We start from the raw sequence: 13,096 nt of genomic DNA, 5'->3' as shown, positions 1-13,096 counted from the left end.
CACACCGCGCCCGCCGCCATCGCCGGGACCGAGGCCCGGGTGAGCATCCCCGGCAGCCACCGCAGCGCGCACCACACCGCCGCCAGCAGCAGCACGTCCCCGAACCGCACCAGCAGCCAGTCCCACAGCCCGACCCCCGACGGACCGTTCCAGGCGCCGAACAGCAGCCACTGCCGCAGCAGGTCACCGGGTTCGCTCAGGAACCCGCCGCCCGTGAACATCGTCTGGATCCGCGCCGCGTTCGCCTGGTACGACAGCACCACCACNNGCCGGCGCTCGCCGCGACGACGGCGGCCCGCGCCGGCACGTCCCGGCGCGGCTGCGGCTCGGCGTTCTTCGACGCCAGCCGGGTCACGAACACCGTCCACGCCGCCGTGGCGAGCGCCAGCGGCACCAGCACCGTGCGCCCCGTCGAGGAGAGCGCGGCGAACTGCGGCAGGAACCGGTAACTCCCGCGCCCGCCGGAGGCGATCAGCCACGGAGCCGACACGGTCACCGCGAGGGTGCCCGCCACCACGCCCCACGCCCACAGGGCGAGGAGCGCNNCGCCGGACCAGCAGCACGGCCCCGGCCGCGTAGAACAGGAACACGGCGACGAACCGGATCTGCATCGCCGTGTCGTGCAGCGCGAGGTAACTGGCGCCGTCGGCCGTCACCGCCACGGAGGCGCCGGCCTGCGGGTCGTACGCCCAGGGGAAGAGCCAGGACCGCAGCGCGTTGGCCGTCTCGATGCCCAGGGCGCCGGTGGCACCGTCCAGGTCCAGCGCGTCGGCGCTCGCCCCCGCCCACCACAGCAGCAGCGTCAGCATCAGCCCGCCCGCCACGGCCGGTATCGCCGCATACCGGTACTCCACGTCCCGCCCCCGTCCTCGTCGCCCGCGTCACNNCCGCCCGGTCCGCGGCTCACCGCCTCACCGCAACGTCCTGGAGGACTTCATGATGGTCGTCGGCATCGTCGTCGTCTGCGTGGTCATCGCCGTGCTCGCCTTCTTCGTCCCGCGCCTGTCCCGGCACCCGCAGAACGGGACGCAACGCACCCTGGGGTTCGGCTCGCGCGCCGGTTCCAAGGCTCCGGGGCCGCTCGGCCGGCTCCTGAGCAAGCCCTTCAGCTCCAGCTCCCGCGCCGTCGGCCGCAGCGGCTCCGCCGGCCGCCGCGCGCGCGGCAAGATGCCGTTCTGACACGGTGCGGCAGGCGGGGTCACGACGGCCGGTCCGGTACCTCCGTGGCGTACCGGGGCCGGCCGGCGGGCCGGTACACCTGGAACGCCACCCCGCCCGGCGTGACCCGTGACTCCAGCAGGTCGAGCGCGCCGTCCGGGCCGTCCGCCGGGAACAGCCGCGTGCCCTGCCCCACGATCACCGGATGGATCAGCAGGATCATCTCGTCGATCAGGCCCTCGGCGGCCAGCCACCGCACCAGCTGCCCGCTGCCGTGCACCTGGACCTCGCCCGGCGTCCGCTCCCTGAGCTCCCGCACCGCGGCGGCCGGGTCACCGGACAGCACCGTGGTCCGCGCCCAGCCCGGGTCGGTGAGCGTCTTCGACACGACGTACTTCGGCCGCGCGTGCAGCGGCGCCCCGACCGGGTTGTGCTCCGGGTCGGCCATGGCGCCCCACGAGGCGGCGAAGATCTCGTAGGTGACGCGCCCGAACAGGAACCCCTCGGCGCGCCCGTAGACCTCGCCGAGACGGGCCGTGGTCTCCTCGTCGACCAGCGGCAGGGCCCAGCCGCCGCGCGTGAAACCGCCCCGGCGGTCCTCGTCCGCCAGACCGAGCCCCTGCATGACGCCGTCGACGGACACGTTGGTGACGGTGGTCAGCTTCATGGTGTCTCTCCCGGTCGCCGGGACGGCGTCCGGTGCGCCGCCTCCTTCGGACGGGACCGAGCCGGCCCCCGGAACTCATCGGTGGCGTCCGTCCCTCTCCGGCGCCGGGTGATCCGACGGTCCGGGGCTTCGCGGCGCATACTGACGGTGACGTGCCGGCGCCGGACGGGAGACCGCACATGAGCCCATCGCGGGTCGACCACCAGGCCCTTTTCTCGGTCCTGCCCAGCCCGTACCTGGTGCTGGACGCCGACCTCGTGGTCGTCGACGTCAACCAGATGTACCTGAGCGTGAGCGGCCGCACCCGGGAGGAGCTGATCGGCCGCCACCTCTTCGACGTCTACCCGGACAACCCCGAGGACCCGGCGGCGGACGGCATCCGCGATCTCGCCGCCTCCCTCCAGCGCGTCCTGCGTTCCAAGGAACCCGACGCCCTCGCCGCGCAGCGGTACGATCTCGCGGTGCCCGGCCGTCCCGGGGCCTTCGAGGAACGCTGGTGGTCGCCGGTCAACACGCCCGTCCTCGGCCCCGACGGCGACATCCTGTGGATCGTCCACCGCGTCGAGGACATGACCGAGTTCCTGCTGTCCCGCCCGGTGCACGACACACCGGCCCGCCGCGTGCGGACCCGGGCCGTCACGGAGGCCGAGCTGTACGCGAGGGCGCGGGAGCTCCAGGAGACCAACGACAAGCTCCGCGCCGCCCACGACTGGGAACGCCGTACCGCGCTCGCCCTCCAGGACGTCATGCTGCACGCCCCCGACCTGGCCGCGCACCGCGGCATCGCCGTCCGCTACATGCCGGCCACCCGCTCCCTCAACGTGTGCGGCGACTGGTACGACGTGGTGGACCTGGCCGACGACAGCTTCACCGTCGCGGTCGGCGACGTCGTCGGGCACGGCCTCGAAGCCGCCGCCGTCATGGGCATGCTGCGCAGCGCCCTGTCCGCCGCCGTGCGCGCCATCCACGAACCCGGTGCGGCGATGGACCTCCTCAGCCGGTACGCCCGGAGCTTCGAGGGCGCGCTGGCGACCACCGCGGCCAAGGCCGTCGTCGACACCCGCGGCCGCACCGTCACCTACACCTGCGCCGGCCACCCCCCGCCGGTGCTGGGACGCCGGGACGGCACCGTGGTGCTGCTCGACCAGGCGACCGACCCGCCGCTGGGCGTCCTCACCGAACAGACCCCGCGCCCGCAGGCCACCGTCCCCTACAGCCCCGGCGACACCCTGGTGCTCTACACCGACGGCCTGATCGAACGCCGCGGCGAGGACATCGACGCGGGCCTGCTGCGCCTCACCGACACGCTGGCCCGCCACGGCGACCTGGACCCGGAGCCCCTCGCCGACGCCCTGCTCACCCGCCTGGGAGTCGCGGACGGCGGTCGCGACGACATCGCCCTGGTCGTCGTACGGCTGTGACGCGCCGGGGTCAGCGCGCGCCCACGGCGACGGAAGCCGCCCGCCGTGCCCGGCGCCGTCCGGCCGCCGCGTACCACTGCACGGCGAGCACCAGCGCGAGGAACACCTCCACGGCGTCCCCGCCGTAGTACATCAGCCGCGCCCCGGCCCGCAGATCGGCCGCCGCGAACGCGGTCCCCGGGGGCCCCGCGACGTACAGGCTCTTGGCGAGGACGGCGTGCGCCGCCCCGGCCGCCAGCAGCGTCACCGCCCGCAGCGGCAGCCCGCACCGGCCGCGCACCGGGTCGAGCCGGCACACGGCCATCGCGAGGACCAGCCCCGCCAGCAGCATGTGCAGCTCCAGCAGACCGCCCGCCAGCGGGTCCCGGTGGGCGGCCGCCCACAGGTCCGTGCGGTACAGCAGCCACAGCCCGCCCAGGTCGACGGCCGCGGCGACCGGAGGGAACAGCAGCCACCCGGCGGCGGGGGAGTGCGCCACCCGCAGCAGCCCCCGGCGCGGCGCGCCCGGCGGCAGCAGCCGCAGGACGAGAGTGAGCGGACGGCCGGCCGCCAGCAGCGCGGGACCCGCCATCGCCACCAGCAGATGACGGCCGGCGTGCGCGGTGAACGGCCCGCCCGGCACCGGCCCCGCCAGCCCCCACACCACGGCCGCACATCCCGCCACGACGGCACAGTCTCGCCGCCACGGCCAGGCGTCGCCCCGCCGTCGCAGCCGTGCGGCGCCCACCGCGTACCCCACGGCGGCGAGCACACAGGCGAGCACCAGGGGCGCCGCCACCGGACCGGCGGTCACGACGGCCGCCGCGCCCCGGCGGCGCGGGCGCGCACCCACAGCACGCTCCCGGCCAGCAACAGCAGCAGCCCCGCCGTGTTCCATGCCCAGTCGTAGGGGGTGACGTCGACGCCGTAGCGGACCTGGTGCACACGCAGCACCTTGTGGTCCACGATCCCGTCGAACACCTGGAAGGCGCCCGCGCCCAGGAAGACACCGCTCCACGCGTGGCCCGGGGCGAGTGCCCGCCGTCGTCGCAGATCCGCGAACAGGAACAACCCGGCGACCAGCGCCAGCAGTTCGGCCGTGTGCAGCAGTCCGTCCGACAGCAGGGCCACGCCCGATGTGGACCGGTCGTAGAAGTGGTGCCAGTGCAGCAGCTGATGGAACACGATCTCGTCCACGGCCGCCATGACGGCGGCCCCGACGACCGCGCAGACCAGCAGCGACCGTCGGGGCTCGGGGCGTCCTGAGGTGGCCGTGCCGGGCCACGGGTCGGAGGTGCTCACGGTGCGGTCCGTCCTTCCGAACGATCGGCTGCCGCCCGCCGCCTACCCCGAGCCGCGCCTTCCACCCCGGTGCCGGCCATGGGACGCCGAACTGGTAGGCCTGCTTCAGATACGGGTCCGGCTCCATCCGCGCCACTCACGCGGTCAGGTCCACGGCCACCTGCTCGTACGCGATGGTCGTCTCCAGCACCGAGGACAGGCCGGGCAGCAGCCAGTTCACCGCCTTCTGCTGCTGCGCCTCGATGTACCTGGTGGTGGCCAGCTGACGCTTGATCTCCGGGTCGACGGTGTTGCGGGCGAGCTGGTGGCTGAACAGGATCGCCTCCACCTCGATCCCGTTCATGGTGATGATCCGGCAGCGGGTGTACGGGTCGCAGCGGTCCGGGTCGATGGGGTCCACGTTCAGCTCGCGCCAGTTGCGCAGCTGGCGGTCCAGCGGGATGCCGCGCTGTTCCAGCGGGTTGAAGGTCATGGGCACGCTCCTCGTCGAGGGCGGGACCCCGGGCGCCCCCGCACCGGTGGGGCGCCCCGGGGGCCGGTGGGGCACCTCCTCATGCTGGGCGGCGCCGGACGGGCCCGCCACGCCACACGCCCGTCGGGCGCGGACGCGCCCCGGATGCCGCACGCGGATGGCCGAAGCGGGGCCGGTGTGGACAACCACGGCGGCCTCCCGGGGCAGGGACGGCGAGCCCCCGGCGCGGAGCAGCGCGGCGCATTCCAGGTATGGACCAGGGGTGTGTCATGGCCGCATCATGAAGCGGAAGCGACCTTGTCGAGGGGAGCACCGGCCGTGCGAGGTTCCTGGGTACCGAAGATCGCGTCCGCGCTTCTCCTGCTCGCCCTGTCGGTGCCCGCCCCGGCGGCGGCCCGCACGGCGGACCGTTCGACCGCGCCGGCCGCGGACCCCGCCGCCGCGCCCGCCGACTGGACCCCGCCGCTCAGCACACGCGGACGCTGGATCGTCGACGCGAACGGCGACCGCTTCAAGCTGCGCTCCGGCAACTGGCACGGCGCCAGCGGCACATGGAACGGCAGCGGCAGCGCCGACGACGACGCCGCTCACCACGCGGGCGAGAACTCCCACCGCATCCCGCTCGGCCTGGACCGCGCCCCGATGGCCGAGATCGTCGCGAGCTTCCAGGAGATCGGGATCAACAGCGTCCGGCTGCCCTTCTCCAACGAGATGATCCGCGACACCCACCCCGTCCCCGCCGACGCCGTCACCGCCAACCCCGGGCTGGAAGGGAAGACGCCGCTCCAGGTGTACGACACCGTGGTGCGCGCCCTCACCGACGCCGGTCTCGCCGTGATCCTCAACAACCACACCAACACCACCCGTTGGTGCTGCGGCGTCGACGGCAACGAACGCTGGAACGCGAGCCAGTCCGACGGGACCTGGGAGAACGACTGGCTGTTCATGGCCCGCCGCTACCGCGACAACCCGCGCGTGGTCGGCGCCGACCTCTACAACGAGGTCCGCCGCAGCGTCTGGGACGACCCCAACTGGGGCCTCGGCGACGGGCACGACTGGTTCGCCGCGAGCCAGAGGGCCGGCGACCGCATCCTCACCGAGGCCAACCCGCACCTGCTGATCATCGTCGAGGGCATCAACTGGACCGGCCTGCCGGTCGACGGCTTCCCGCACGGACGCCCCACCCTCGAACCCGTACGCGACCTGTCGCACACCCTCGTCGACTCCGGCAAACTCGTCTACTCCGCCCACTTCTACGGCTACACAGGCCCCCGCCACTCCGGCGCGACCGGCATCGGCGAGACCAGCGACCCCCGCTACCAGGACCTCACCCCCGCCGAACTCGTCGACGTGCTGAACCGCCAGGCGTTCTTCGTCACCGGTGACATGGACCGGCACTACACCGCTCCGGTGTGGATCTCCGAGTTCGGCGTCGGCGGACGCGAGGAGACCGGCGCGGCCCCGCGCGCCTGGTTCGAGCGGTTCGTCGACCACCTGATCCGCACCGACGCCGACTTCGCGTACTGGCCCCTCGTCGGCCGGCACGAGAACCGCCGCGGCAACGGCTGGGCCCTGCTCCACTGGGACGCGGCCGGCCGGCGCATGGCCGTCCACGACGGGGACGACTGGCGGTCGGACGCCTGGCGGCGCCTCGTCGAGACCCCCGGCCGCACCGGCCACGTCCCGCCCGTGACGCGGTGGGCGATGCTCAGCCCCGACCACGGCGACTTCGTGGCCTCACGCCGGATGCGCGCGCTGCCCGACTGGGACCCGGGCGCGCGCAAGGCGGCCTGCCCCGACGGACTGCGCCTGGCCGGACTGAGCCACACCGGCAACCGCGGTCTGTGCACCGACGCCGGCGCGGCCGCCCTGGACGACCCGGGCGGCGGACACGAGGTCGTCAAGGACGAGCGGCACGTCATACCCGGCCGTGACTGGGCCTCCGGCCACACCAAACTGCAGTGTGCCGACGGTCAGTTCCTCGCCGGGTACAGCGTGCGCGGCGCCGCCGTCTCGGCCGCCCTGTGCCGGAAGGCCGCACCCGGCACACTCACCGCCGCGGGCGGCCGCACCGTCTGGTTCGACCGCGGCGACAACCGGGGCACGTCACCCAAGGGCGGCGACTTCGCACGGGGTCACTACAAGGGCCAGTGCGCCGACGACGAGTACGCCGCGGGCATCGCCTGGACCGGCCGCATCGGCTCCTCCCGCACCCCGGACGCCTTGTACTGCCGCCCGCTGTCCTGAGCGTGTGTCAGGCGCGTCCTCTTCGCCTGACGTGAGCACCCGCCCGACCGAGGAGGCGCGACCCCGGCGACCGCGCCGCCCCTCACCCGGCCGGCAGGCCCCGCCGCCCGGCCGCCGACCGTTCACGCCCCCAGGCGGCCAGCGGCTCCAGCGCGTCGTTGAGCCGCCTGCCGTCCTCCGTCAGCGAGTACTCCACACGGGGCGGCACCTCGTCGTAGGAGACCCGGCGCACGATGCCGTCCGCCTCCATCTCCCGCAGGTGCGAGGCCAGCACCTTCTCGGTGACGCCCGGCAGCAGCCGCCGCAGCTCACCGAAACGGCGGTGCGGGCGCTCGTGCAGCGCCCACAGGATCAGCACCTTCCACTTGCCGCCGATTACCTCCATCGCCGTGTCGATCCCGCACACGTGTCCGTCCGGCGCGCCCGGCCGGTTCACCGTCGTCATCCGCTTCCACCCCTTCGACGTGCACGCTCACCCGGAGGTAACCACCCACTCCCGAGTGCGTACTTGATCACTACCGGACCGGCGGCCAGCCTCATCGGCATGACACACCCCGTTACGGACAAGACCCCCGTCACCCTGCTCGGCCTCGGCGCGATGGGCACCGCGCTGGCCCGCGCCTGGCTCGCCGCCGGCCACCCCCTCACCGTATGGAACCGCACACCGTCCCGCGCCCAGGCCCTCGCCGCGGACGGCGCGCGCACCGCGGGAAGCGCCGCCGAGGCGGTGGCCGCGAACACGCTCGTCGTCGTGTGCCTGCTGGACGACGCCTCGGTCGAGGACACACTGACCGGCGTCGACCTGACCGGCAAGGACCTCGTCAACCTCACCACCGGCACACCCGCCCAGGCCCGCACCCGCGCCGAATGGGCCGCCGCGCGCGGCGCCCGCTACCTCGACGGCGGCATCATGGCCGTCCCGCCCATGATCGGCGTCCCCGACGCCGGCGGGTACGTCCTCTACAGCGGCGCACCGGACCTGTTCGAGCAGCACCGGGACACCCTGGCCGTCCCCGCCGGCACGGCCTACGTCGGCGAGAACCCGGGCCACGCCGCCCTGCACGACGTGGCCCTCCTCAGCGCCATGTACGGCATGTTCGCCGGCGCGGCGCACGCCTTCGCCCTGATCCGCAGCGAGGACATCGACCCCACGGCGTTCGCCCCGCTGCTGGCCGACTGGCTCACCGCGATGGCCCCGGCGGTCCACCTGACCGCCGAACAGCTCCGCAGCGGCGACTACACCAAGGGCGTCACCTCCACCCTCGCCATGCAGACGGCCGGCACACCGGCCTTCCTGGCCACGGCCGAGGAACAGGGCGTCAGCCCGGAACTGCTCACTCCCTACTTCGCGCTGATGCGCCGTCGTCTGGCCGAAGGCGGCGGCGAGGAGGACCTGACGGGCGTGATCGACCTCCTGCTGCGCCGCCCGGCCTGACGACCGCACCGGCGGGCCGAGCCCGCGCCCTCCGCCCGGGCCGCGTCACTCCCGCCTGCCGCCCGGCCGCGCCGGCACCCCCGGCGTGCCGGTCGGGCGGGGGAGGAGGGCGCCGTCGACGTACAGGTCCACGTACTCGTTGTAGAACGCCGCGAGACCCGCGACGGAGGCGACCTGGACGGTCGGGAAGCCGTACGTCCAGAGGATGTTCTCGTGCGGGCCGGTTCCGCCGTCGAAGGACCAGTAGCCGCTCGTCGTCCCCTTGTACGGGCACCGGGTGACATGGTCCGTGCGGCGCAGCAGCGGCCAGTTGATGTGGGCGCGGTCCAGGTAGTAGCGGGTCGGCAGGCCCGTCTCGAACAGCTTGACGCAGTGCGGCGCGTCGGCGAGGACCACCCCGTCGATCTCCACCCGCACCCGGCTGGAGGACCGCAGCGCGTCGACCCGGGCGTACGGGCTGCGCGGATGGACGTGAACCGGCTCGTCCTCCTCCAGCCACTCGTCGAGCGCGTCCCAGCGGAACCGGACCGTGCCCCGGACGGCTTCCGGCGCGCCGTCCTGCCACACCCAGGCCGCGCCCTCCCGCACCCCGTCCCGCACCCGCAGCGAGTGGCGGCGCGCGGGGCCCGCGCCGAGCCGCTCCGTCCGGTCGTCGTCGATCAGCGACGCCTCGACCAGGTCGTCGCGGGGCACGCAGTACTGCGGATAGGCCGGCCACTCCCACACGTACAGGGCGCGGCGGGTGTCGAACACGACGTGCCCGTCCACGAACCCGCGCAGCCGGCGCGGCACGGGCTCGACGTGCCCCACGGGGACGATCAGGCCCGGATGCAGGACGCTCTCGACACCCATCGGCGGCCACCTCGATTCACTGGCCCGCGCGGCTCGGGGCCCGCGGGTCACGACGCCTCGGTTCGTGCCGCACGCTACCGCGCACACCGGGCGGGACGTGACAAGCCGGGCGTCCGTGTCACGGTGACACGGACGCCCGGCCTCGGGTGGGGGTTACCCGAGCGTGAGGGCGTTACCCGAGCGTCAGGGCGTAGATCTGCACCCGCGGGTCGTTCCGCAGACCGAGCGAGCGCACCGTCTTCGACGCGTCGAGCGCCACGGACGCGGCGAACAGACGCACCGGCGGCCCGTCCACACCCTGCCCCCGCTTGATCCGGTGCGGCATCTCCAGCGCCACGGAGCCGCCCGCGGGCGTGGAGCCCGCCCAGTCGCCCACGGTGACCGGGAGTTCGGCGGTGGTGCCGTCGGTGTAGCGGACGGTGAGGTCCGTCGTCACCGGCCCGTGGTGGGACGCGCCGACCAGCCGCAGCGTGCCGTACGAACCGGCCGGCAGCAGCATGGCCTGGCCGCGCGCCTCGACGAAGTTCGGGGCCGTGCCGGACGGGTCGGGCGCCTGGTAGGTCACGCCGTCCCACACCACCGGTCCCGCAGCGGGCAGCAGCTCGGCGTCGTAGCTCCACCCGCCGCCGTCGAAGTCGCCCTCGTCGGACGCCGCGACGGTCGCGGCGCCGTCGTGGTTCAGCTCCTTGCCGAGGTCGACGGCGCACATGTCACCGCTCTCACCGGCGCAGCGCGCGGCCTCGCGCACCTCGACGGTGGCGACCCGCTCCACCGTCCTCACCCCGCCGGCGGACGCCGCTATCCGCACGGTGTACGTGCCGGGCGCGGTCCCGGCCGGCACGCGCACGTCCACCGTCGCGGTCCGCTGCACCGGCAGCCGGTGCGAGGCCAGCGTGAACGCGCCGGACGCCTTCACCGTCCAGCCGCGGGGCGCCTCGGCGGCGACCTTCACCCGCAGCGCGCCCGGCGCCTGGCCCAGCACGTCCAGCCGCAGCCGCACGTCCTGCGCGCTGTCCGACGTCGGCACCACGTCGGCGGAGGTGCGCAGCGACGCGTCGAGGTGACGGCGGGAGTCGGCCGTCGCGCGGTTCACGGACGGCGGCTCGGCGCCCCTGCCGGTGCCCCACGCCGACGGCTTGTCGCCCATCTCGAAGGCGAGCCGGCCGCCCTTGGCGACCGCGTCCCAGTCCAGCCAGGTGGCGCGCAGGTCCCTCCCGCCGAACGTGGCCCGCTGCACGTACCGCCGGGTGTCGCTCGCCCCGGGAGCGCGCACGGTCAGGGTGCCGCCCTGCGACTTGCCGTAGGCGCCGATGCGGATCTCGGCCGACGGGAACTGCGGGGAGGACACGGCGAGGAAGTCACCGCCGTTCGTCGTCGGGTACAGACCCAGCGAGGAGAAGACGTACCAGGCCGACATGGTGCCCAGGTCGTCGTTGCCGGTCATCCCGTCAGGACCGTCCGTGAACAGCGTCATCGCCGCACGGGTCACGGTCGCCGTCTTCGCCGGCGCGCCCGCCCACAGATACATGTACGGCGCGTGCAGATCCGGCTCGTTGTTCGGGTTGTAGGTCGGCTTGCCGTAGTAGTCGTACGGCGCGGAGATCCAGTCCTCACGGGCCGTCCTCGCCGGGTCCTTCAGCAGCTTGTCGTAGGCGAAGAAGGCGTCGAGCCGCTGCTCCGTCTTCTTCCGGCCGCCCATCAGCGACACCAGGCCGGCCGGGTCCTGGGGGACCAGCCACTGGTACTGGTAGGCGCCGCCCTCGTGGAACTGGTGCCCCGCCTCGACCGGGTCGTACGGCGTCACCCAGGTGCCCTCGGTGGTGCGGGGACGGAACTGCTGGATGGAGGAGTCCCACAGGTTCCGGTACCACTGCCCGCGCTCCGCGAACATCCGCGCGTCCGCCGAGCGGCCCAGCCCCTTCGCCATCAGGGCCAGCGACGCGTCCGCCGCCGCGTACTCCAGGGTCGCCGACGCCGGGTGCACGCAGTCGTTGTCACCGCCCTTGTCCGGGCAGTCCTCGCCCAGCTTCAGCCCGCTGGGCACGTACCCGCGCTCCAGGTACTGCTCGATGCCGGCCCGCCCGTTGTACGGCGAGTCGTCCGGCGGCGTCGACAGGGCGTTCTTCCGCAGCAGCGCGTACGCCTCCTGCTCATGACCGGCGAGCAGCCCCTTGGACCACGCCTCGACCAGGAACGGGGTCACCGGGTCGCCCGTCATGATGTTGGTCTCGCTGTTGGCGAGCGACCAGCGCGGCAGCCAGCCGCCGTCCCGCCCGATCGCGACGACCGAGAGCGCCACGTCCCGCGCCACCTTCGGCTCCAGCATCTGCAACAGCTGGTTCTGCGGCCGGTGCGTGTCCCACAGCGACAGGTTCTGGTACGGCGTGAACCCGTCCGCCGTGTGCACCTTCCCGTCGAAGCCCGCGTACCGGCCGTCGACGTCGCCGGCCAGGTTCGGGTGCAACTGCGCGTGGTACAGCGCCGAGTAGAACGCGCGCCGCCGCTCGGCCGACCCGCCGTCGATCTTCACCGTGGCCAGCTGCCGCTCCCACGTGGCGTGCAACGCCTCCCGCGTGGCGTCGAAGTCGTACGAGTCCGCCGTCTCCGCCGCCAGGTTCTTCCGTGCGCCTTCCAGGCCCGTGTACGACAGCCCCACCTTGACGACCACGTCACGGTCGTCCTCGGCGTCGAACGTCACCCAGGCGCCGTTGCCGCCCTCACCGGCCGCGTCCCGCCCGCCCGGACTCCGCGTGGAGCCCCGCCAGGTGCCGTGCGAGGCGAAGGGACGGTCGAAGGTGGCGGTGAAGTACACCGTGTGCCGGTCCTTGCCGGCGCAGAAGTTGCCCGCCTCGACCCGGCCCTCGACGGTCCGGTCACCGACGACGTGCACCTCCGAGCTGTACACCCGCTGATTGGCCTTGCCCGTGTTGAACAGCACGTTGGCGCGGTCGGTCGCGGGGAAGGTGTAGCGCTGCCATCCGGTGCGCTGGGTGGCCGTAAGCTCGGCGTCGATGTCGTACGTCTTCAGCCCGACGCGGTAGTAGCCCGGTTCGGCCTTCTCGTCGTCGTGCGAGTACGTCGACCGGTACGCGTCGGGATCCACGGTGTCGACCGCGCCGGTGGTGGGCATCAGCGGCAGCTCGCCCATGACGGAGCAGCCGACGCCGGAGAGGTGGGTCTGGCTGAACCCGTGGATCTTGTCCTGCTGGTAGTCGTACCCGCCCTGGCCGCCGGTGTCCGGGCTGACCTGCACCATCCCGAAGGGGGCGCTGGCGCCGGGGAAGGTGTTGCCGAAGTTCTGCGTGCCGATGAACGGGTTGACCAGCGAGGTCAGTTGCCCGTCGGACGCGGACGCGGTGGTGGACGCCGACGACGGCTGGGCGAGGGCCGGCACGGGCGCGAGACCGGCCCCGGTGACGACCAGTGCGGCGAGGACGGTCGACGCTCGGCGGCGCCATCTGTGGAGGGGTGGATTCATGGGCAGCGGCTCCTGTTGCTCACCTGTCGCACCGGGCTGGACGGAAGCGGACTAGATCACGGCCCTGACATCGTTGTCAATACCC

General features: G+C 73.7%; 10 protein-coding genes and 2 pseudogenes. 4 read left to right on the top strand and 8 right to left on the bottom strand.

Annotation, left to right across the window (positions count from 1 at the left end):
* Window positions 1–854, bottom strand: a pseudogene (locus CCN29_RS08250) (hypothetical protein); the annotation flags it as partial.
* An 82-nt stretch (window positions 855–936) separates the two neighbouring features.
* Between CCN29_RS08250 and CCN29_RS08245 the strand changes: the two are divergent.
* Complete coding sequence (locus CCN29_RS08245; protein WP_031062559.1) at window positions 937–1,179, top strand: DUF6411 family protein; 243 nt, start codon at window positions 937–939, stop codon at window positions 1,177–1,179.
* Window positions 1,180–1,198: 19 nt separating this feature from the next.
* On the opposite strand, the gene CCN29_RS08240 is transcribed toward CCN29_RS08245, so the two are convergent.
* Window positions 1,199–1,825: a dihydrofolate reductase family protein gene (locus CCN29_RS08240; protein WP_086680786.1), complete on the bottom strand. Its 627-nt coding sequence runs from the start codon at window positions 1,823–1,825 to the stop codon at window positions 1,199–1,201.
* Window positions 1,826–2,004: 179 nt separating this feature from the next.
* Between CCN29_RS08240 and CCN29_RS08235 the strand changes: the two genes are divergently transcribed.
* Entirely contained in the window at window positions 2,005–3,246 is a 1,242-nt protein-coding gene (locus CCN29_RS08235; RefSeq protein ID WP_006131391.1) for a PP2C family protein-serine/threonine phosphatase, read from the top strand.
* Window positions 3,247–3,256: 10 nt separating this feature from the next.
* Here the strand turns inward: CCN29_RS08235 and CCN29_RS08230 are convergent, their stop codons facing one another.
* The 3 genes and pseudogenes from CCN29_RS08230 to CCN29_RS08220 form a co-directional block, all read right to left on the bottom strand.
* Complete coding sequence (locus CCN29_RS08230; protein ID WP_031062561.1) at window positions 3,257–4,078, bottom strand: cytochrome c oxidase assembly protein; 822 nt, start codon at window positions 4,076–4,078, stop codon at window positions 3,257–3,259.
* Window positions 4,036–4,527: a DUF2243 domain-containing protein gene (locus tag CCN29_RS08225; protein ID WP_006131389.1), complete on the bottom strand. Its 492-nt coding sequence runs from the start codon at window positions 4,525–4,527 to the stop codon at window positions 4,036–4,038. The genes CCN29_RS08230 and CCN29_RS08225 overlap by 43 nt, the downstream gene beginning before the upstream one ends.
* Window positions 4,528–4,666: 139 nt before the next feature.
* Window positions 4,667–4,999, bottom strand: a pseudogene (locus CCN29_RS08220) (hypothetical protein); the annotation flags it as partial.
* Between the two features lie 318 nt (window positions 5,000–5,317).
* Between CCN29_RS08220 and CCN29_RS08215 the strand changes: the two are divergent.
* A complete protein-coding gene (locus tag CCN29_RS08215) occupies window positions 5,318–7,246 on the top strand; it encodes a glycoside hydrolase family 5 protein (RefSeq protein ID WP_086680784.1) in 1,929 nt (642 codons plus the stop codon).
* Window positions 7,247–7,328: 82 nt separating this feature from the next.
* Here the strand turns inward: CCN29_RS08215 and CCN29_RS08210 are convergent, their stop codons facing one another.
* Window positions 7,329–7,691, bottom strand: coding sequence for a winged helix-turn-helix transcriptional regulator (locus CCN29_RS08210; protein WP_086680782.1), 363 nt, complete (start codon window positions 7,689–7,691; stop codon window positions 7,329–7,331).
* Between the two features lie 99 nt (window positions 7,692–7,790).
* Between CCN29_RS08210 and CCN29_RS08205 the strand changes: the two genes are divergently transcribed.
* Window positions 7,791–8,681: an NAD(P)-dependent oxidoreductase gene (locus CCN29_RS08205; RefSeq protein ID WP_086680780.1), complete on the top strand. Its 891-nt coding sequence runs from the start codon at window positions 7,791–7,793 to the stop codon at window positions 8,679–8,681.
* 45 nt (window positions 8,682–8,726) lie between these two features.
* Here CCN29_RS08205 and CCN29_RS08200 read toward each other — a convergent pair whose 3' ends face one another.
* Window positions 8,727–9,533 carry a DUF427 domain-containing protein gene (locus CCN29_RS08200; RefSeq protein ID WP_031021008.1) on the bottom strand — a complete coding sequence of 269 codons (807 nt, stop codon included), beginning with the start codon at window positions 9,531–9,533 and terminating at the stop codon, window positions 8,727–8,729.
* Between the two features lie 172 nt (window positions 9,534–9,705).
* Window positions 9,706–13,011 carry a GH92 family glycosyl hydrolase gene (locus CCN29_RS08195; protein ID WP_031021010.1) on the bottom strand — a complete coding sequence of 1,102 codons (3,306 nt, stop codon included), beginning with the start codon at window positions 13,009–13,011 and terminating at the stop codon, window positions 9,706–9,708.
* Window positions 13,012–13,096 lie beyond the last annotated feature (85 nt).

This window comes from Streptomyces pseudogriseolus (genome assembly GCA_002154585.1).
In the GTDB taxonomy this organism is placed as follows: Bacteria; Actinomycetota; Actinomycetes; order Streptomycetales; family Streptomycetaceae; genus Streptomyces; species Streptomyces pseudogriseolus.
Note: the sequence above shows the minus strand (reverse complement) of the source record. Positions and strands in the feature narration are given on the sequence as shown.